At 40.8% G+C, this 21435-nt stretch carries 14 protein-coding genes; 13 read left to right on the top strand and 1 reads right to left on the bottom strand.

Annotation, left to right across the window (positions count from 1 at the left end):
- Positions 1-61 precede the first annotated feature (61 nt).
- The gene (locus tag UABAM_RS04635; protein ID WP_173013136.1) at positions 62-2323 is read left to right on the top strand and encodes a serine/threonine-protein kinase; all 2262 of its coding nucleotides are present in this window, start codon (positions 62-64) and stop codon (positions 2321-2323) included.
- A gap of 200 nt (positions 2324-2523) precedes the next feature.
- Here UABAM_RS04635 and UABAM_RS04630 read toward each other — a convergent pair whose 3' ends face one another.
- Positions 2524-3750, bottom strand: coding sequence for an NADH:flavin oxidoreductase/NADH oxidase family protein (locus UABAM_RS04630; protein ID WP_151966830.1), 1227 nt, complete (start codon positions 3748-3750; stop codon positions 2524-2526).
- A 223-nt stretch (positions 3751-3973) separates the two neighbouring features.
- Between UABAM_RS04630 and UABAM_RS04625 the strand changes: the two genes are divergently transcribed.
- The 12 genes from UABAM_RS04625 to corA all read left to right on the top strand — a co-directional run bounded on the left by UABAM_RS04625 (position 3974) and on the right by corA (position 21413).
- Positions 3974-4921, top strand: coding sequence for an FAD-dependent oxidoreductase (locus UABAM_RS04625; RefSeq protein ID WP_151966829.1), 948 nt, complete (start codon positions 3974-3976; stop codon positions 4919-4921).
- A gap of 42 nt (positions 4922-4963) precedes the next feature.
- Positions 4964-6274, top strand: a complete 1311-nt coding sequence (locus tag UABAM_RS04620) for a hypothetical protein (RefSeq protein ID WP_151966828.1) — start codon at positions 4964-4966, stop codon at positions 6272-6274.
- Between the two features lie 125 nt (positions 6275-6399).
- The gene (locus UABAM_RS04615; protein WP_151966827.1) at positions 6400-8001 is read left to right on the top strand and encodes a hypothetical protein; all 1602 of its coding nucleotides are present in this window, start codon (positions 6400-6402) and stop codon (positions 7999-8001) included.
- A gap of 40 nt (positions 8002-8041) precedes the next feature.
- A complete protein-coding gene (locus UABAM_RS04610; RefSeq protein WP_151966826.1) occupies positions 8042-13042 on the top strand; it encodes an NACHT domain-containing protein in 5001 nt (1666 codons plus the stop codon).
- Positions 13039-14010 carry a GDP-mannose 4,6-dehydratase gene (locus tag UABAM_RS04605; protein ID WP_151966825.1) on the top strand — a complete coding sequence of 324 codons (972 nt, stop codon included), beginning with the start codon at positions 13039-13041 and terminating at the stop codon, positions 14008-14010. Before UABAM_RS04610 ends, UABAM_RS04605 begins: the two co-directional genes overlap by 4 nt.
- Positions 14003-14410: a thiol-disulfide oxidoreductase DCC family protein gene (locus tag UABAM_RS04600; RefSeq protein ID WP_151966824.1), complete on the top strand. Its 408-nt coding sequence runs from the start codon at positions 14003-14005 to the stop codon at positions 14408-14410. Before UABAM_RS04605 ends, UABAM_RS04600 begins: the two co-directional genes overlap by 8 nt.
- Positions 14407-15792, top strand: a complete 1386-nt coding sequence (gene menE / locus UABAM_RS04595) for an o-succinylbenzoate--CoA ligase (RefSeq protein WP_151966823.1) — start codon at positions 14407-14409, stop codon at positions 15790-15792. The genes UABAM_RS04600 and menE overlap by 4 nt, the downstream gene beginning before the upstream one ends.
- Positions 15789-16874, top strand: coding sequence for a molybdopterin-synthase adenylyltransferase MoeB (gene moeB / locus UABAM_RS04590; protein WP_229759357.1), 1086 nt, complete (start codon positions 15789-15791; stop codon positions 16872-16874). The genes menE and moeB overlap by 4 nt, the downstream gene beginning before the upstream one ends.
- 100 nt (positions 16875-16974) lie before the next feature.
- On the top strand, positions 16975-18285 hold the full coding sequence (locus UABAM_RS04585) for an ATP-dependent 6-phosphofructokinase (protein ID WP_151966821.1): 1311 nt from the start codon (positions 16975-16977) through the stop codon (positions 18283-18285).
- 95 nt (positions 18286-18380) lie between these two features.
- Positions 18381-19343 carry an NUDIX domain-containing protein gene (locus UABAM_RS04580; RefSeq protein WP_173013135.1) on the top strand — a complete coding sequence of 321 codons (963 nt, stop codon included), beginning with the start codon at positions 18381-18383 and terminating at the stop codon, positions 19341-19343.
- 357 nt (positions 19344-19700) lie between these two features.
- Positions 19701-20288 (top strand): TIGR00645 family protein, encoded by a 588-nt coding sequence (locus tag UABAM_RS04575; protein WP_151966819.1) that lies wholly within the window; start codon positions 19701-19703, stop codon positions 20286-20288.
- An 81-nt stretch (positions 20289-20369) separates the two neighbouring features.
- Positions 20370-21413 (top strand): magnesium/cobalt transporter CorA, encoded by a 1044-nt coding sequence (gene corA / locus UABAM_RS04570; protein WP_151966818.1) that lies wholly within the window; start codon positions 20370-20372, stop codon positions 21411-21413.
- The last annotated feature ends 22 nt before the right edge of the window (positions 21414-21435 follow it).

The raw sequence follows: 21435 nt of genomic DNA, 5'->3' as shown, positions 1-21435 counted from the left end.
GGAGAGACTCCTAAAACTCTCTTTTGATAAAATCTAGCAAATGTGTTGGAGGCAATTTCCTATGTCAGATAGCAAACCTGAAGATGTACTATTCGCCCAAAAAGCATTGGAATTAAAGATAACAACTCCCCAAGCCATCAGTGTAAGCCTCAAACTGCAACAACACTTAAGGCAACTTGGCCGCCATGTCAGTCTTTCAGACTGTCTAATGCAAAATAAACATGTCAATAACAGCCAAGTAGACATTGTGCGCTCCGCTTTGTCATGGCAAAGCCAAAGTCGGCAGAGCCAAGCAGTTACTCAACCATTTAGTTCACAACATACCGTTCTTAAAGATAAATTTTTGCACTACCATGTTTTGCAAGAGTTAGGACGTGGTGGGATGGGAGCGGTTTACAAAGTTTACGATCCACGTAGCGAAAGACCTGTGGCATTAAAAATTTTGCTTTCTAGTGGTGGAAGGAGCGAAATAGGACGCTTTTTACAAGAGGCAAAAACCTTAGCAAAACTCGATCACCCAAACATCGTCAAGGTTTATGAAGTAGGAGATCACGACAACCTATATTACACAATGGAATACCTCGTTGGACACGATCTGTCGTTCTACACCGAGTCACAAAATCATCTCTCGCCCAACGTTGTCGCAGATATTTTTTGCCAAATCGCAAATGCTGTGCATGGTATACATGAGGAAGGTATCGTACATCGCGACATAAAGCCAGCAAATATTGTTCTTACAAAAGACAACCATCCCAAATTGATGGACTTTGGCCTTATAAAAAAGAAACAAAGTGATCGGCAATTTTCATGTAGTGGACAAGTCATAGGGACGGCTTACTACATGTCACCGGAACAAATCAATGGCCAAAAGATAGGTAAACGCAGCGACATATACTCCATTGGAGCGACAATGTATGAAGTCCTAACAGGGACCTTACCTTTTTATAGTCCCGTTTATGCCACCGTTGCCTACAAAATTACGAAAGAAGATCCACTACCTCCACGCAGTATCAATCCACAAATACCCACGGAACTAGAAGCTATTTGTTTGCAATGTCTCCAAAAAAATCCTTACAAAAGGTACAATGATGCAAAAAGTTTAGAGCAAGATCTGCGAAATTTTCTCCGCGGAGATATCGTTAGCGCGCGACGTTACACGAAATTAGCCGCGGCACAAACCATTATTCGCCGCAACAAGCTACTTGTCTCCAGTGTATGCACAATATTTTTAGTGATCGTCGCGGCCATTATTTTGTATATTTCGATGTACAAACAATATTCGCAAACACTACTTCGCCAAAAACAAAACGCCCTAAGTGCCGCGAAAAAAGCTTTCACAACTCTTTACAGTATTTACGAAATTAATGGTGCTTTGAAAGAAAACGTACAGCTTATTCAACAACTCAATGATGTTTTTCGCGAATTGGAAAAACTGGATATCATGACGGATTTGGAAAAGCATATCGACGTTCTTATGCTGTATGGTATTGTTTGTTCTGAAACCGAAGAACTTCGTAGTAAAGGGATTGAAATATACGATAAAATTATCGAGAAACGTCCTCGTTACGCAAAAGCGTACACCAATCGTGGGCTTATTTATCAAAAAATGAAAGACTACAAACGAGCAATACGCGACTACAACGAAGCAATTAAGATTAACAACGACTACAAAGCATTCACAAATCGCGGATATATTTATCTCAATCAAAATAATTACGAACTGGCCGAACGCGATTTTGACAAAGCCATCTCCCTCAACGCCGACAACGGCAAAGCCTATGGAAACAAAGGAATACTGTACCGCCGTCAAAAGAAATACCAACGTGCATTGGAATGTTATGCCAAAGCAATTGAATTGTCTCCCATATCGTCTAACCTCTATTCAAATCGCGGATTGTTACACGAAGAGATGCGAAATTTTTCTGCGGCAATGAAAGATTACAAAAGCGCTATTCTACACAATCCAAAGTACTATGGTGTCTACTGCAATCGAGGAAAATTATACGCCAGACTGGGACAACAAGAGTCCGCCAAAGAAGACTACCTACATGCCTTGAAACTCAATCCTGATTTTTACCAAGTGCACAACAACCTGGGAATGGTATATATGAAACAAAATAACTATTCCAAAGCCCTATTTCATATAAAAAAAGCGATTGAGCTACATCCTAAACACTCCAATGCCTATGCCAACCTCGGAGTTTTATATCAAAAACAAGGAAAAAACAAACAAGCTATCGCCGCATGGCGAAAAGCAATTTCCCTTGGATCTGAGCACAAACGCGTATTGGAATCTTATATACGAAGTGCATCCAAACACTAAGTATAAACCGAGCCCGCTTCCGAGCCCGAGCCCGAGCCCGCTTCCGAGCCCGAGCCCGCTTTCGTTTTTTTTATGTACGCTTTGATTTACTTCGCCAACATCAAGGTGTTTATCGCCAAAGTTCTCTTTGTTATCTCTTTTTGAAGATTTTCGGGCCGGGCTTGGGCTCGGAAGCGGGCTCGGTTTTACTTAAACACATATTAACCACGACGACGGCGCAAATTTTTCCAACCAACGCCCAACATTGTTCGGGCTAATGCCGACCATGCTCCCATATTTGGCTTTGGCTTTTTACCTTGACCAATACGTGCTAGCTGAATTTCATACCATGTCAAATCCAGCATCGACAAATTATCAATAAATTTCAAACCCGTTTTGACACTTTCCGGAAGTTCACACGAAAAATCTTCGCCACCTAAAATGCGGTTAGGTATATCGGTAAAAACGGCAAGTGGTCTTGCCAGACCTACTAAGTCAACTTTGTTACTGGCAATCGCTTCTGCCATCCCCTTCGCCGTGCGAAATCCTCCGGTGACCGCTATCGGAACATCGGTAATTTCGCGCACTTTTTCGGCAAATTCGAGAAAATATGCTTCGCGTTGTTTGGTGCTTTCTTTTTTCTTTTTTCCCGTCATGGCCTGGGCTTCGTAAGTTCCCCCAGAAACTTCGATCAGATCCATACCCATTTGCGAAATTTTTTCAATGACTTGTAGTGATTCCTCTTCGGAAAATCCACCGCGCTGAAAATCCGCGGAGTTCAGCTTGATGGAAATCGGAAACTTCTCACCAACGCTTTCGCGCATCGCTTGGTATATTTCGACTAGAAAGCGCATGCGATTTTCCAAACTTCCTCCCCATTCGTCTTGGCGCTCATTATGCAGCGGCGAAAGAAATTGGCTCACAAGATATCCATGTGCTCCGTGAATTTGTACCCCTGTAAATCCCGCTTCTTTGGCAATCGCAGCTGTTTTTGCAAAGCGACGAATCGTATCGCGAATTTCCTCTCCGGTCAAAGCACGAGGTTTATTAAACATCGGCAACGCAAGAGGAATGGCCGAAGGTGCGACAGGTTCCTTACACAAAAAATTAGGTATTTGTTTCCCTGGATGATTGATCTGCATCCATAACTGCGTTCCATTTGCCGTACCCGACTTCGCCCAAACACGCAACGCATCCATGTGCTCATCATCTTCCACAACCACATTTCCCGGTTCTCCCATATAGCGCGAATCCACCATAACGTTTCCGGTAAAAAGTAAACCCGTTCCGCCTTGCGCCCATGTTTCATAAAGTTTGAAATGACGCGCTGTTGGCGCATACTTGGGAGAACCAAGGACCTCACTCATTGCGGATTTCATAAAGCGATTCTTGATCGTGCATCCGTTGGCGAGTTTTAATTCTTTTCCTAATATATTTGCGTAATCCATTTGTATATCCTTATACATACGTTCCCGATCCCGTTCCCAATCCCGTTCCCGACATAATATCGATAACACCGTTAAATTTATGCACAATTTTAGCAAATTTATACAACGTGTCATCAATTAAATTTTGTGCAAATCTACTGCAAAATGTTAAAATAAAATTTTGTAGTCCTTCGCAAATAGGTGGACTGAACAACGAACCACAACCATTTTTAAAGTGTTTTCCATGAAAATAGCAATCATTGGTGGGGGAATATCTGGGTTAAGCTGTGCTATTTGCCTACAACAAGCAGGTTTTTCTCCTACTTTATACTCCGATAAGTGGACACCAAACACCACTTCTGACGTTGCTGCTGCCGTATGGTATCCTTTTACCGTAGAACCAGAGGAAAAAGTAGCCGTATGGGGCAAGAAATCCTATGAAATTTTTTTTGATATCGGCGAAGAATCTCCGGAGTCTGGCGTTTACTTTCTTCCTGGCTATGACCTATTTGGCCTAAAAATGCCTGAGCAATGGTGGCAACATTTTGTTAAAGATTTTCGCCGTCTTAGTGGCGATGAAATTCCATCCGGTTATGTAGATGGTTTCTCGTTTTTGACTCCCATTATCGATATGCACTACTACATGCCATGGTTGGAAAAACGCTTTCTCGATGGTGGCGGGAAAAAGATAACACAAAAAATATCCCATATAGAAGATGTCAAAGCCGACATCGTCATCAATTGTGCAGGACTCGGATCACGAGAACTAGTGAACGATAAAGAAGTTTACCCGTTGAAGGGACTCATTTTAAAAGTACATGCTCCACAAATTCGCGAATTTCGCCACGATTTCAAAAACGGTCCGAATTGTCTTTCATACATCATCCCGCGCAAAGATAACTGCGTTCTCGGAGGAACCACAGAAGCGACAGATGATCTTAGTGTTGATATGGAAGCCGCAAAAGCAATCCAACGTCGCTGTGCGAATCTAAACCCCTCTTTGGAGAATGCTGAAATACTCAAGTACGAAACAGGATTACGCCCTGCGCGTAAAGAAGTACGTTTGGAAATAGACCACTCCTTTTCCGTACCTGTTGTCCACAACTACGGACATGGCGGTGCAGGTGTCACTATTTCGTGGGGGTGTGCAAAAGAAGTGCTTGACCATGTGAACAGTTTGGTAAAAAAATAAAACATTTGGGGCGCCTTAGGTTTACTCTAAGTCAATCGAAACATGAAAACAATAACAAAAACAATATCCATTTTCTCAGTGCTTTTATCTTTGGTCATTGCTTATGCATCATTTCGCTACTGCAATGACTATCACTTTAGTATAGATCCACAACAACTCACTTTCCCTGAAAACACCCCCGCAAAGATTAAAGTTAAGCATGTCGTAAGTGGTTATCTTGCGCAAGGGTTTCTTCCGAAAGTTTCTCGGGGACTGTATGAAATTAACATTCGCTACGAATTGCCCCGTGGTTATAAAAATAGACGTAATCGCGGTGGGTTCTTCTTCATAAAACTCAATAAAAAAAGAATCTTGCTATCCGGTTTGAAAATCAAACCACAAGCCATACTGAAATTACAATTATTTATTGCAAAAGATGGCGAAGAACTTCTTGAATATGGTCTTTTTTACATAGACTCGAAGTTGAAAATACAAAGTGTCGACATAAAATCTTCGACAAACTACCAAAAATGCTTATGGATACTTTGTATCATACTGCTGTTGTTAGCGGCATTACTGAGTAAAGTAACGCACCCTAAGTACGAGATGTTTGAGTTAATGTGGATGGGCGTTGCTGTTGCGATTATTTTGTGGTTTCCTCCTCTACAATTTATTGGTAACGATATTTCATTTATACTCTCGTGGCAACAAATTTTTTACATAAGTATCGCCATTTGGGCATTGCTACGCTTTGTACTCTCACGTCCGAAATTACAAGACTTAGGTGTAAAGGTCACAAATTTCTCCACAGCAATTCGCTATTTATTTGCCCCTTCCTTGTTTGCTGTCGCAGCCCTGTTAACCATCGGATGGTCGTACAACAGTTTAAATCTACGCACGGAGTTTTTAGAAAACTTTTTCCCTCTCTACAACATATCACCGTGGTTATTTTTTGCCGTAGCCATTGGCGGGGCAATATACGTATTGTACAAAAATACCACCAAAGAATGGTTGGTATTCCTTCTCGTTGTTTTTGTTCCCATCAGTGCTTTGTTACAACAATTTGCCATCCAATGTTTTTTTCATCGTCACGTGAGAAAATGGTCAGCGCATAGAAGCCTACTCATAGTGGTTGGTTTCTTCGTCGTTATGCACGCGCCTAATCCATTTGTCATGCTCGGTACTATGTATTTGATGTATTTCTGGGCCAAATGCTATCAAAAATATCCCAACATATACGCGCTAGCTTTATCTCATCACATCATCAGCCGTATTATGAAATATAGTATGCCCACCGCAATTTCGAGTAGAGCTGTCGGGCATAATTTTTTAGAAGAAATTTCATGGATATGGAGCAACTACTTCTATTTTTAATGCTATTTTCGTATTACGAAGCAAACGTTTCTCCAAAAATACTCGTCCACTAACATGGACAAAATAAAGTAGTTTCATTTAAATAAAACGGCGTGCTGTTGGGCACGGTTATTGGGAAAATAAAAATGTACACGCAAAACATAAAACCTTATCAACTATTAGATTACAGTGCCCTACATGTAGAAGATATATACGAAAAAGTAAACCTATGTTGTGAGCACATTGAAAATATGATTCACTTTACGGGTATTGTGGCAACCGCCCTGTATCGCGACTACGCCAAAAAAAATGTGGCCATTGATCACGCTATTTTTATCAGTTTTGAAAAATCATTTTTTGGAAGTTGGTTGTACTTAACACGTAGAATAGGTGAGTTTTTTTACGATGAAAACTATACCGCAACGCATTTTATCCGCTGGGTGGACTTTTTACAAAAATACGGACATGACAACGATCTCGTAGCATTGAGTTCTGATTTTTTGCAATTTCGCAACGACGTACGTCATGGTAGTGCTGCGCAAAATGAACAATTTGCGACGCATATCGTCCAAAAAATAGAATTTTTTCATCGCGAATATCTATCTTTTTTGCACGAATACGACTTAGGCATTTCCGTCGAAGACGAAAAATACCAAGTCAACTCTGCGGGAGAATTACATCCACGAACACTCGGTAATCAGACAACGCTTTGCGACCAAGAAGTGTACTTGAATCTATCCCCTTTTGTGTCTTGGGATCAGGAAGACAAGATTTTGGCACTCCACAATGCGCCGAAGAAAAAAGAGTCGTTTTACGACGACTTTGCCATTGGCGATCGCTACAAAGAATATTTACAGCAGAAAGATGGGATTAGCTCCACAGTACAGGAACAACCCAACAAACATTTTTCCACCCCTATCTTCGAACAAATAAACTCCACGATTGCAGAGGGCAAGAACAAAATAGTATTATGGGCGCCTCCTGGTGGCGGAAAAACTTACGTAATTCGCAACTTGACGTTTCCTGTATTATGCCAGTATTCGATTGAAGACAGCCCTCTAAAAATACGTCCATCAGTCGCTTTGCGAACTTTCTATAAAAAGTTATGTGATCACGTACAACAAGCATGCTCCGTACCAAAAAAGCAACAACAGTTAATCCAGCACCTATGTGAACTAGCCAAACAACATCCACAACAAAAATTTGTCATTGCCATTGATGGTTTATTTTCGATATTTGTCAAGGAATGGTGGAAAGAAGAATGGCTGACCATTTTAGGGAGCGACTATCCAGCAAATATTGTTTGGATTGTCACCGCTTGTCCTGGTGAGCCTGTGCCACAATTTTATGATACGAGTGTTGATATTCCCCCTATCAATACCCAAAGTTTTGCGGAGGCTTTTCCACAACACGACGCACAAAAAGTGATTGCCTACACTTTGGGTTGCGCAAAGTTTATATGGCTATGTGTCACAGCAGGGGAAAATAGTGTATTACAAAAGCGTTACTTTGGCAAATGGTTACGCCACTATGCTCCCAACGAAGACCAAAAAAGAGTTCTGTCTTTTCTTGCACAAACTTCTCAGTATTTATCCGCAAAAGAAATTGCGGCAAGTTTACAAATATTTACCCCAAAGGTAGAACGTTTCTTGGGGGAAATTGATATATTGATGAACGAAAAAAACAATGGTTACACGACATACCATCCCGTATTAGCAGCTTATTTGAAAGACACCTATAGCAACTAGCTCGTTATCCATCGACAAACAGTTTTAAAGGAACAAGGACATGAATATTCGCGATCATTGGCTGCAAAACTTACCGTTTCCGCTGAGTAGTTTATTGCAAAACATTGTACGTTTGCAACGTACCCCAAACCCATTTCGTTTTTTGGATATGTCGTTTGCCACAACGCGATTTTTGACATTTGTCGCTCTTGCAGAACATTTGCAGCACTACGAAGATGACGATGGTGCAAAACACAATCGTTTCATACTCAACTCTTTGGAAAAACCAAGTGACGGAACATGGGTATCTTTACTCGATTACCTGCTAAAGATTGTTCATCCACGAAGCAAATTTTCACAGCAAATCGCCCAAGTAATCAAAAACGAAGACAAATTAATCCATATTCTGCTGCACAATGTCGAACTACGCAACGATATTGTTCACCGTGGAGACTCGGTAAACAGTAAGGAAATGATAAAAAAGCTTACCGAAAATTTAGACAATTTACATCCTCTATGGAATATGCTTTGCGACTATGACCTTTACAGCAAAGACAACACTTTGTTTAAAGGACTGCCGCCTTTTAATGACACGGCACAAAATTTTTCACCGGTATTTTTACGCAAAGACGATTATGAATTGTCGCTTTCTCCGTGGGTGTTCGCCAATGATGATATCTTTTTTTACAGCAAACAACAACAGCAGCGTTTTTTCTTTATAAACTACGCTCACGGTGGCCAAATAAGTGTGGAAAAACTCTCCAATGAAATTGCCCAATCGTGCCAGGTAGTTTGGCAAAGCTTACAACAAAATGCCTTACCCAAAGACGAGCATGCAGAACAAAGCACTATTTTGGACTTTTCACATATTTGCAAATTTCATCAGGCCAACTTTGTGGGACGCGAAGATGTACGAGAAAGTTGGTACCATTTTGTAGAAAAAGCGAGTGGCGAGTATGGCCTTATTACCGGAGAAGCGGGCATCGGAAAAACAGCGTTTTTTGCCTATATGTACCAGGAAAATCTACACAATAACTATGTATGGCACTTTTGTGCAACCACCGAGAATCGCAACAACGCCCAAATATTTCTCCGTTCTCTTTTAGCACAAACCTACGAAAAATTTCCGCAATACAAAGAGGAAATTCTTTTTTCCGTGAAGAAATTACAATTTCAGTGGCAAAAAACCTTAGAAAAAATTTCGGAGTCGTTGCCAGATGATCAAAAATTTGTTTTTGTGATCGATGCCCTGGATGAAGCTTTGCTCAAGAACAACAACGAGTCCATCCCCTACTTGCTAGATAAAACGCTTCCTAAGAATATTGTGGGGCTAGTGAGTGTGCGTCAAAATCTGCTAGGTGATATACCATTGAGTAACTGGGAAAACATCACGAGTATTGCCAAATTACAAAAACTCACCCAAGATGACATTTTGCGCCTTCTCACTGAGAAACTGGGAGTAGACAAGCACAAAATCTCTGCGAACATACTTAATGTGATTTGGACAAACTCTGGAGAAGGGGACCCGTTTTATCTGCGTTTTATGGCCGATGCTATTCGCAGTGGTTCCATTTCGCTCAACAATGTAAGTCTAATGCCACAAAGTCTCGAAGGCTTTTTTGAAGACGCGTGGTTTTCACTTCCCACGCAAGAAGACTTTCTGGCATACCGCATACTCGGATTTCTCGCCGTGATGCAAACTTCGGGTAGCGATTCATTGTTTGCCGATTTATTCGGGAAATCAGAAGACGTCATTGCAAATATACGTTTACAATTTAGTAAACTACTGGTCATGAGCAAAGACAGCTACACAATCTTTCATCAAAAATTTCGTCACTATATCTTGCAGAAATTTGCCGACAGAGACTTGGCCAATTTCCACCATTCATTGCTGGATTACTACAATGTACGCGACAGTGAAAATAAACGTCAAACACGCGACTTCACCATTAATGGTTTGCACTATGTTGCCTATCACGCCTATCACTACGGCAATTTTACCAAAGACTATTCGCATTTGTATTCACTTGTCGATGACGCAGATTTTTTACAATACAAAAGCGAAAAGCTGTCCACTCAGTTCGTTCTCGACGATCTGCAATGCGCTATTTCGGCAGCAACGCTACAGGCAAATGAGGATAAAAATAATTTTACACGCCTCGTGAAATACTGTGTGAACTACAATCGCATTTTAGACAGTGGTCGCAAACAAGTTCCCGAAACGGCTTTGCAGTTTGTGGCCAACAAAAAATACGACGCGGCACTAAAGGAAACGCTCTTAATTCATTCAGAAGAAGAGCGTTTTTACCAATTATTGATCTTGAGTATACCCATTTTAAATAACAATCTGCACGAAGAATGGAACTATATTACCAATGAGTTCAAGCGCTTACCTATTCCCAAAATTGGCTATGGCAATTTGCCTTTATTTTTAGTCTTTTGCAAAGAAAACCTGCGTCATGGTATTGCATTTGACTTTCTGAAATACAATCGCACGTTATGGCATCACCTTTTGCAATTTTCTCTAGACGAAAACTTAAACACCACTGAAAACCTGGCGTTAACTATTTTGCAACAACAACACCACAAAATTTTTCGAGATTTGCATATTGCCGCGACAAGTAAAATGGCGTGGTTTTCATTCTTACAGAACAATATACAAGATCCCTATGCGTTATGCCATGCGCTTATCCCGCTGTGCGAAGTGGGTGAAGTCATGAATGAAATCCTGAGCTGTGTTCGTCAAATAACACAAAATCAGCACAAAGCATCGATTATTTCGACGATTATTTCTCACTGCACAGAACAACACTGCGATACACTTCTCGCAATTATTGATGACATTGACGATGAAGGAGTAAAACTTCACCTTGCGAGTGAACTACTGTACAACAGCAAAAAACTCTCGCCGCAACAACTGTTAGCCCTAAAACAATGGCGCGACAACAGTACATCGTTTACCAAAAAGTTTTGCCTGCAGATCGCAATTACTACTTACTCCATTACCAAAGAAAATCTCGAAGAACGATGGCTCGAAATCGATTCTTTAATCAGCGATCGCGGCACAAATCGCGACGTAAAAGAAGTACGCCAATTAATCGACATAAGCAAAGCGCTCATATTTATCCAAAATGACGAAGTGCGACAAGATCTCGCGACAAAGATTGTCGCAGAAATTTATAAAATCAGTGACGAAGCTACGCGCAATGATGTCATGATATCTGCCGTCGAAGATCTCATCGCTTATGGTATTGATTCCACGGCAATAGAACTGCTGGAGCAACTTTTGTACGCGAGTAAATCGATATTCCCACTTACGACGCGTTGTGAATATCTACGCAAAGTTCTCCATCCGGTGCTAAAACTTCCTGTAGAGTACCAACATCATGTTTACGATATATTTTGGCAGAAAGTGTTGCCTCTATTTCCACAAGGAATATATCCTCAAATATTTTCGTCTTTTTTGAGTGTTTTCCCTCAAAATGAAAAGAACATAGACGATGTTTTGCAGTTTATCACAAAACATACGACTTCAGCCCAAACGTTTTATGCCATTTGTAAATGGTTGCCGCGTAATACTAAGTTACAACCTTGGTACCAATACGTGCAACATTTGGAATCGTTATCATTGAAAGCACAATGTATGTTTTACCTTGCTGAAATAGCCTATCACAATGAACGAGACCTCAGTCTAGAGTGGATGTTAGAAGGACAAAAATATCTTTTAAATAGCAAAGACAGCTCTCAATTGTATCCCAAAGCGCTCTATGAATGTTGTCGCAAAACAACACAACACTATCCCGAAGTGGTCACCAATAGTTCGTGGCGCGAACAACTTTTCAAAGGCTTAAGTCATAATGATTTTATCGCTGCCAACGACTTATTACACAAATCACTGCAGATCATCATCGAAAATCCCCAAGAAGAACAACGCTTTCGTGATATGCGCTATTGGCTACAAGAACTTATGCCCATAAAGGAGTTTTCGCCTTTTCGTTCTGTACTAACGTCTTTTACAGACCACATCGCCAATACACAAAATGCGTTCTGGCAATCACAACTCATTTACGACCTCATGTCACTACTGCAATCCCTAGAGAAAAGTAAAGAAATCAAACAATTTCTTCGTATCTTGCAAGAACTGGCACATAAATGTTTTGCAAATGATCCACTATCCCTGTATCGTCATGTAGCACAAATTACATATACGGCATATCAAAATGATGATCTCAAAGAAGATTCGCAAGTTTATATAGATGAACTATGGCAAGTAGTCGAAGAAAGTGAAGAACCAGAGGTATTGGCACAGGTGCTACGCCTACTTCGTTCTTTTGGTTCGTCCAAAAGAATAAAAGAAAACATCGAGCGCTTTTTAGGACGTCTCAATCAAGAAAAAGATCTACTCATTAGGTGTCGCATCTTGCACAATGTACTCGCGACATTAAACGGTATAGACGCCACATCGCGCATTCAAAAAATAATTGGTAAATTACTACAGGACGTCGCGCAGATGACAGAGCCTGTCGAAAAGCGTAAGCGACTTGTTGAGTTTGCTGGTATGATAAAACGTATTGAAGAATCTTCACACATGGACGATGTGTGGATCTATCTGCCGCGCATTCAAAATATTGTACAGGAAATGAATAATAACTACCAAAGGTTGTTGGCGCAAATACAAATCAATGATAAACTATTACAAAGCGGAGAAATTCCGCCAACCAAACAACAAATACTAGAAAAAATAGAGAATTGTGCAGACGAGGCCTTATCTTTAACCGACTTATATCAAAAAAGTACCGTGTTTTCGAACATCACGAAACTGATGCACAATATACAAGATTACGATTCATGCATAACACATATTCGCAACATTCCCATCTATCGTCACCAAGTAGAAAAGCTTACAGAATTAATTGCAGATGTGCCTTATGAGTGGCAAACACAAATGATTGCGATGTCAGTTGCTGATAAACAAGGTTTAGACACGCTCATTGCAACGACCGTTTTGCAGCACATGACTAGCGAGATTTGCGAACAAGTAGCAAAGGAATTAGACGTATGAAACACAAAAGAATTCTCATCACCGGTGGAGCAGGTTTTATTGGTTCCCACCTCGCCGAATTTTTTCTCGAACAAAATTGTCAGGTAACAATCGTCGACAATTTGTCGACAGGTGCATGGGCAAATATCCAGCATCTTGAACAAAACGAAAACTTCTCGGCTGTTATTTCCTGTGTGACAGATGAAAGACTCATGGACGACTTAGTGCGCAATAGTGATATCGTGTATCATTTGGCCTCTGCGGTTGGCGTCAAACTGATCATGGAAAAACCCATCGATACCATCGACACCATCTTTCACACAACAGACATGGCGATAAAGAAATGCTCGCGCTACCGAAAGCCATTTGTGTTTACTTCGACAAGTGAGGTATATGGAAAATTAGATAAAGATGTGTTTAGTGAAGACTCTGATGTACTTTTAGGTTGCGCAGAAAAACATCGCTGGGCATATGCAGCAACAAAAGCGGTGGATGAATTTTTAATCCTAGCACATCACATGCAAACCAATTTACCGGTGTACATCGCGCGTTTATTTAACACGGTAGGCCCAAGACAAACAGGGCAATATGGAATGGTGTTACCCAATTTTGTAACTCGGGCGCTCAACAATCAGCCCATTCGTGTTTTTGGTAACGGCCAACAAACGCGTTGCTTTTGTTCTGTTTATGACGTAGTCAAGGCCCTCGCCAAATTTCCGCAGTCGAAAAATGCCATAGGTAAGGTCATCAATATTGGTAGCCAGCAGGAAATATCCATAAAAGCACTCGCCGAAAAAGTGGTGGAGAAGACCCAATCTAAATCGACCATTGAACTCGTTCCTTACAGCGAGGTTTTTGGGCCAGGATTCGACGACATCTTAAAACGCGTCCCCGACCTAACACGTGCCAAGAATTTTTTGGAGTGGTCCCCGAAATGTTCTCTAGACGATATTATTGAGCAAGTCATTAAGGACAAACAAGATGGTTAATGAAGATAAGCCCATTTTACTTTTTGACGGTGTATGCAATTTTTGCGATGGCACGGTCAACTTTATCATTGACCGCGATCCACATAAAAATATTCGTTTTGCTGCCTTACAGTCCGAGTCCGGGCAGCAACTCCTGAAAAAGTTTTCTTTGGATACCGAAAATTTTGATAGCCTTGTTGTCGTGCACAAAGGCCGCTACTTTAAAAAGACTTCGGCCGTGTGGCGTGTGGTGCGCTGGATGAAATTCCCATGGAATTTACTAAGTATTTTTATTGTCATTCCGCCATTTATTGGCAACTTTTTTTACGACATTGTCGCGCGAAATCGCTACAAGTGGTTTGGAAAGTTAGAGTATTGTCGTATGCCTACACCTGACATTCAGGAGCGATTTCTCACATGAAATTTCTCGTCGACCAGCACGCACATCATCACCCGACTAATATAGCACTCATTGGCGACAATGAACAATTTTCATACGAAAAGCTCGCGCAAATCACCACAGGTATTGCGCAGTTTTTTCAACAACAAGGTGTTACGGGTCGTGTGGCCATGGTGCTGCCACTCGACATCGACTACGTAATACTTTTTCTGGCGTTGCTGCGTCTGGAAGTTCTTATTGTCCCAATCAATACGCGCTTTCCCGATGAAAAAATACAAGAAATACTCGATGAGCACCACTGTCAATATGTCATCTGTGATCGCGAACGCCATCTAAGCGTAGACAATATATTTTATCGCGAAGACTTTTCGCTCAGGGACTTTGCACAAACACCGTTTTCCTTACAAGAAATAGACGCAGAAAAACCAAGTACTGTGGTCTTTACCTCGGGAAGCACAGGGAAATCCAAAGGTGCTGTACACACATTTGCCAATCACTATTACAGTGCTCTTGGTTCCAATGAACATATCCCCATTTCACCAGAAAATCGCTGGTTGTTGTCACTGCCCATTTACCATGTTGCGGGAATTGCGATCGTGTTTCGTTGCTTAACCGCAGGTGCTACCATTGTTTGTTCGCAAAAAGACATGGCAACTGCCATCACCGACCACAGCATATCACACATATCGCTAGTAACGACACAATTACAAAGACTTATCGACAACAACCATGATCTTTCTACGTTAGAACATATACTTGTCGGGGGAAGTGCTGTGGGAGCTTCGCTAGTACAAAAAGCCATCGATTACGGCCTAAATATTTACACGAGTTATGGATCAACGGAAATGTCATCGCAAATCGCTACCACAACGCGTTTAAGCGCGTCGTGTGACAACGATCGCTTCCGACCACTTCGTTATCGCGATCTCAAAATAAGCACGGAGGGGGAGATACTCGTAAAAGGCCACACACTATTTCGCGGATACTTACAAGGTTCACAAGTCGTAGGTGTTACCGACGAAAAAGGGTGGTATCACACCGGAGACTACGGAGCCGTAAAAGAAGGTTACCTCCGTGTGTACGGGCGCAAAGATCATATGTTTATCTCTGGTGGGGAAAATATCCATCCCCAAGAAATCGAAAAAGAACTCTACACATTGTCCCAGGTCAAAAATGCCATCGTTGTCGCCATTCCCCACGCGGAATTTGGTTTTCGCCCCGTGGCTTTTGTGGATACAACACTGACAGCACAACAACTCAAGCAATATCTACAAAAACGCCTAGCGAGCTTTAAGATCCCCGATCACTTTTTAGAGTGGCCACAACATGTACCGATGAAAGGCATCAAACCCGACCGTAATTACTTTGTAAAAGAAGCACACACACAATGGGGAATTTCATGACACAACTCACACAAGCCGAATACAAACGCTACATGCGTCACTTAATGCTCCAGCAAGTAGGAGAACAAGGACAACTGCGACTCAAAGAAACCAGAGTGATTGTCATCGGAGTTGGAGGGCTAGGATGCCCGATTCTCATGTATTTAGCTGCTGCGGGAATTGGTCATATTGCTATTGTCGACAACGATGTCGTGGAAGAAAGCAACTTGCAACGCCAAGTGCTATACGCCAATGCCGAAATTGGCCAGCCCAAAGCGCTTGTCGCCGCGCAAAAAATACGCGCACAAAATCCTCTTATTTCCGTAGAAGTTTTCCAAGAAAGACTTAACCAGCAAAACTATCACAGGTTATTGTCGGCATATGATATCGTTGTTGACGGCAGTGACAATTTCGCAACGCGCTATTTAGTGAGTGATGCTTGCGTAAAACTGCAGAAGCCACTTGTATACGGTAGCATCTTTCGTTTTGAAGGTCAGGTTTCTCTATTTTCCACAACAAAAGACGCACCATGTTATCGTTGTCTGTATCCTCAAATGCCACAAAAAGACGCCATCCCCGACTGTAGCCAAGCCGGCGTTTTAGGAGTCTTGCCGGGAATGATTGCCATGTTTCAAGCCACGGAAACGCTAAAACATATTCTACAAATAGGCGAAACCCTTAGTGGAAAACTACTGTGTTTCAACGCTTTGGATATGGAAATGCGCAAGCTTAACATCAAAAAAAATCCTAAATGCCTGGCATGTAACGGCCAAATCGACATCGAAAACTATGCATACAACACATCACAAGTTTTCGAAAATGAAATTTCGTGTGCGCAACTACGCCAAAAAAAGGCCGACCTTTTACTCATAGATGTTCGCCAAGAATACGAACACCACGCCGAACACATCACAGGTAGCATCCTCATACCACTTGATCAACTCCCACAAAACCTTCCTTCGTGTGCAAAACAACACCCCATTGTCGTGTACTGTAAGTCAGGACGTCGTAGCCAAAAAGCAACGAATATCCTACGTGAACAAGGTTTTCAAAATGTCTTATCCCTCCAAGGAGGAATAGAGGCTTGGAACTCTAACAAATAGTGAAGTATAATCCCGTAGCCGAAATATACACGTAATTGTATACGAATCATCAACAACGATAAACTCACAAAATATAGATAAGTTTAGAAAGGTAGATATTATGGATTCGCAAAAGTCTGTTTCGATAGAATTGCAAAATTTGCAAGTAGATACATTGGGAACTCCCCAAATTGCCTCACCACTTCGCAACAAAAATTATTACGTCGAAAACAATGCGCGTATCGTTATCGATCCAGATTTTTCCCAAGTCGACAAAAGTAAAACCTTTGAAATCGCCGGGCCACGTAGCGAAGTTTTTTTTGATGGTGCACAAATAACATGTGGTATTGTCACTTGTGGTGGATTATGTCCCGGAATTAACAATGTCATTCGCACCATCGTAATGACCTTGCGAGAACAATACAAAGTTCCTAAAATATTAGGCTTCCGCTACGGTTACCAAGGTCTTTCTAACGCTCCACTCGCAGAGCCTATGGAGCTAACACCGCAAAAAGTAGAAAACATTCATAACCATGGAGGAACGATCCTGGGAAGTTCGCGTGGCAAGCAAGACATAAATGAAATGATCGATGTATTGATACAAAAAAATGTCAGCATTCTTTTCGTTATTGGCGGAGATGGGACATTAAACGGGGCTCATGAGATGGTAAAGGAAATCAAAAAGCGTAATTTAATGATTTCCATCATTGGTATTCCCAAAACCATAGACAATGACATCGTGGGAACATCACAGACTTTTGGATTTAGCAGTGCCGTTAATATAGCCGAAAAAGTAATTTCTTGTGCTCATTATGAGGCTTTGAGCGCTTGGAACGGTATTGGTTTAGTAAAATTGATGGGTAGAGATTCTGGTTTTGTCGCCGCACATGCCACTTTGGCGAATAACGATGTAAACTATTGTTTTGTCCCAGAAGATTCGCTCACGCTGGAGGGAGAAACAGGTTTACTAAACGTTCTGGAACATCGCTTGGAAAAAAAGCGCCATGCCGTTATTGTTGTTGCCGAAGGAGCAGGACAAAATTTATTTCATACATCTGCGACACAGCGAGACGCCTCCGGCAATGTCTTGCATAAAGATATTGGAGTATTTCTAAAAGATAAAATCAACGCCCATTTTTCGCATAAAAACATCCCCATCACTTTAAAATACATAGATCCTAGTTACACGATCCGCAGCGTCAAAGCCAACTCAGAAGATTCAACTTTTTGTCTGATGTTAGGTCAAAATGCTGTTCATGCGGGGATGTCTGGACGCACAGGTATTTTTATCGGATATTGGAACCAAACTTTTACTCACGTGCCATTTAAGGTCGTCATAAATAAACGTAAAAAAATAGATACAAAAAGCGCCCTTTGGAAGATTTTTCAGGAAACAATTGGGTATAATGGAAGAGATAACATAGTGGAGTAAATAGCCCTGCTCGAATACATTTTTGACAAATATGTAAAAAATCGGTGTACAAATGAAATTGTAAATTTTTTACTACAGCGGAAAGGTAAATGACGATGGCGAAAAAATCGACTTTGTTTTACAAGGGAGAAAATCGTGCTGCAGATAGTATTATCACAGCCGAATTTCAAGATCGGGAGCATATTATTCTCGTAAAGCGCAAGGATGACACCTACGCTTTTCCAGGAGGCTTTGTAGCAGGTAATAAAAAAAGTATAAAGCTAGCGGAAGAAACAGCACGTCGCGAAACACGGGAAGAAACCGGTTATAACTTGCACAGTCTAGAAGCGAAATGCAAAGGATATTATCAAGACCGAGATCGAGATCCCAGAGCGGACAAGGATCATTGGGTAACTACTCAGGTATTTCATTTTCATTTAGGCAAACTAGAGTCTCTTCCCGAACTAACGCCGAGTAGTGAGGTACAAGAAGCGCAGTGGTTTGCTGTTTCAAAAGCTCTGACATTGACCTTATATGCCGACCATAAAAAAATACTTCAGGACTTTCTGCGTACCAGGGATGCCAAAGATTGGCGAGACACAAGAGAAGTTGTCATTCGCTATGAAAGTTGGAGATATTATTGGAAATTTTTTTTGGTGAGCTTTCTTCTGTTTGCTTCGGTAGTTGCTTTATATTTTTATCATAAAGTTACCGCAAAATATCTTGGTCTTACCATTGCTGCTTTCTGGGGATGTCACTTAGTAATGCGTTGTTGGCTTATCTATTATTGCAGATATTCCATCACCAAAAATACTCTAATTATTAGCCGCGGTTTTATATTTCCAAGTACAATAGAAATTCCCGTTACTGAAATTACCGACGTGACTTTCGAACAATCGCGCCGCGAAAAACTTTTAGGCGTGGGCTCTTTGTATGTAAGTACAAAAACGACGAAAATGGATTATTGGATTTCCGGAGTACATAATCCTAGAGATATTCGAGATCATATTTGGAAAGTTCGTTTTCTTGCGTTCGAGAAAATCGAAGAAAACGAAACAGAAAATAAGGATACGGACTAGTGTCTTGGAATTAATTTGTGAAATTTGCTTAAGTAGATATTTCCTAGCACTTGGTGCCCACAATCGACTTCGCCGTAAACTCCCCAGTGGGGAGTTTACGTAGTTCAAAAAGTGTCGAAAAAACGCAGCGTTAGTTCAAACTTATACATGGTATAGATTACTTACCAACGTGTCGTTTTTTCTTTTAAAAAGTGCTATACGTAAGCCCTCCCTGTGGGAGGGCAGCCGGCGATTAGCCGGCGGGAGGGCACCGCATACTAGCAAAATACAACTCTCTAATGAAAACTAAAAACTAATGTTCCAAAGCACTAGTTAAAATTGAAAAAATAACCACTTGATAAATAGTGAGAGAAATAGATGTCAAAAAAACAAAAACAAAAACAAATCAAAAATCAAGATGAAGAAAAATGTCAAGATCAAACGCCAGAACAATCAACAGCGAAAACATTTGAAGATTTCTTCGAACGTCTAATTTTTGCCAGTAGGTGGCTATTGGCCCCGTTGTATCTTGGAATGGCCTTTATGCTACTGGTCCTGGTAGTAAAGTTTTTCGGAGAAATTGCACATATCGTCCCCAGTATTTTTAGTATCAATGAAAAAGAATTGGTGATTGCTATTCTGTCGTTGATTGATATGTGTTTGATGGGAAATTTAATTGTCATTGTTGTATTCAATGGCTATGAAAGTTTTATCTCCAAAATAGAAATAAAAAATATCGAAAGAATGGATTGGATGGGCAAGGTGGGTTTCTCGACACTAAAAGTCAAACTGATCAGTTCTATCATTGCCATTGCTTCTGTTGATATGCTCAAGGTGTTTATCAACGCCAAAAACTACACAGAAAGTGAATTTAAATGGCGATTAATTATATATTTGGCTTTGGTCATTTCAGGTGTTGCACTGGCATTCATGGACAAGCTCGCACACTCTCATCATAAATCTTAACTTATTTGATACCGCCACTTGCTGAAAAAAATGAAATCCATTTTGAGCAAGTGGCGCAACCGATTTTCCAAAAGAGATAAAATGCACAGAAAAAAACGCCATCTTAAAATAGGGCTATCACCAGGAACATTGGTGTATATGGGAGATAAAAGCGAAACTCCTGTCGCCATTAATGTTTTTAAGGCCCACACCAAAAGTTTTACAAAACTACAAGAAGAAGAATTATCAGACTCTCTTTCTCATTTGAACCAACCAGTATGGTTAAATGTAAATGGCTTACATCGTATTGAAACCATTCAGTTGATAGGAAAACATTTTAATATTCATTCGTTGGTGCTTGAAGACATCGTCAATCCACATCAACGCCCTAAAATGGAAGAATATCCGCATTATATTTATATCGTATTGAAGATGCTATCCTACGAAGAAGAGAAAAACACCATAGAAACAGAACAAGTGAGTATTATACTAGGGAAAGAGTTTGTCCTTTCTTTTCGAGAAAAGTCAGGAGACGTTTTTAATTCCGTACGCAATCGCCTAAAAAGTGGTAAGATTATTGATAAAGGCATGACCTATCTAACCTATACTCTAATAGACTCTATTGTCGATCACTACTTTTTATTATTGGAAGAGATGCGAGAAGATTTGGAAGAGTTAGAAGACGACTTGATTTCGAATCCACAACCCGAAAATATGCACACCATTCACAATTTAAAACGCGAAATTATTTCTTTGCGTAAAATGGTTTCTCCGCTACGAGAAATTGTCAGAAAACTACAACAAGACTCTAGCATCGTTGACGAAAACGTACGTATTTATTTTCGCGATGTTTCCGACCACATCGCGCAAGTCATAGATCAAATTGAAACGTTTCGCGAAATGCTATCTAGTATGCTCGACATATACTTAACCTCAATTAGCAATAAGATGAACGAAATCATGAAAATGCTCACCTTTATTTCGACCATTTTTATTCCGCTTAGTTTTATCGTTGGTGTGTACGGCATGAATTTTAAACATATCCCCGAATTAGAGTGGCAATGGGGTTATTTTTGTGTTTGGGGAATTATGATTACGATTGTTTTTTCCATGCTCTTTTATTTTAAAAAAAAGAGATGGTTATAATCACATTATAATAGTCAAAGCG

Source organism: Candidatus Uabimicrobium amorphum, from assembly GCF_009002475.1.
Classification (GTDB): domain Bacteria; phylum Planctomycetota; class Uabimicrobiia; order Uabimicrobiales; family Uabimicrobiaceae; genus Uabimicrobium; species Uabimicrobium amorphum.
This window is presented reverse-complemented; position numbering and strand designations above follow the sequence as displayed.

Bases quoted from the DNA above. Each gene is read 5' to 3' on its own strand.
- UABAM_RS04635 (WP_173013136.1), top strand. From the start codon at position 62: ATGTCAGATAGCAAACCTGAAGATGTACTATTCGCCCAAAAAGCATTG.
- UABAM_RS04630 (WP_151966830.1), bottom strand. From the start codon at position 3,750: ATGGATTACGCAAATATATTAGGAAAAGAATTAAAACTCGCCAACGGA.
- UABAM_RS04625 (WP_151966829.1), top strand. From the start codon at position 3,974: ATGAAAATAGCAATCATTGGTGGGGGAATATCTGGGTTAAGCTGTGCT.
- UABAM_RS04620 (WP_151966828.1), top strand. From the start codon at position 4,964: ATGAAAACAATAACAAAAACAATATCCATTTTCTCAGTGCTTTTATCT.
- UABAM_RS04615 (WP_151966827.1), top strand. From the start codon at position 6,400: ATGTACACGCAAAACATAAAACCTTATCAACTATTAGATTACAGTGCC.
- UABAM_RS04610 (WP_151966826.1), top strand. From the start codon at position 8,042: ATGAATATTCGCGATCATTGGCTGCAAAACTTACCGTTTCCGCTGAGT.
- UABAM_RS04605 (WP_151966825.1), top strand. From the start codon at position 13,039: ATGAAACACAAAAGAATTCTCATCACCGGTGGAGCAGGTTTTATTGGT.
- UABAM_RS04600 (WP_151966824.1), top strand. From the start codon at position 14,003: ATGGTTAATGAAGATAAGCCCATTTTACTTTTTGACGGTGTATGCAAT.
- menE (WP_151966823.1), top strand. From the start codon at position 14,407: ATGAAATTTCTCGTCGACCAGCACGCACATCATCACCCGACTAATATA.
- moeB (WP_229759357.1), top strand. From the start codon at position 15,789: ATGACACAACTCACACAAGCCGAATACAAACGCTACATGCGTCACTTA.
- UABAM_RS04585 (WP_151966821.1), top strand. From the start codon at position 16,975: ATGGATTCGCAAAAGTCTGTTTCGATAGAATTGCAAAATTTGCAAGTA.
- UABAM_RS04580 (WP_173013135.1), top strand. From the start codon at position 18,381: ATGGCGAAAAAATCGACTTTGTTTTACAAGGGAGAAAATCGTGCTGCA.
- UABAM_RS04575 (WP_151966819.1), top strand. From the start codon at position 19,701: ATGTCAAAAAAACAAAAACAAAAACAAATCAAAAATCAAGATGAAGAA.
- corA (WP_151966818.1), top strand. From the start codon at position 20,370: ATGCACAGAAAAAAACGCCATCTTAAAATAGGGCTATCACCAGGAACA.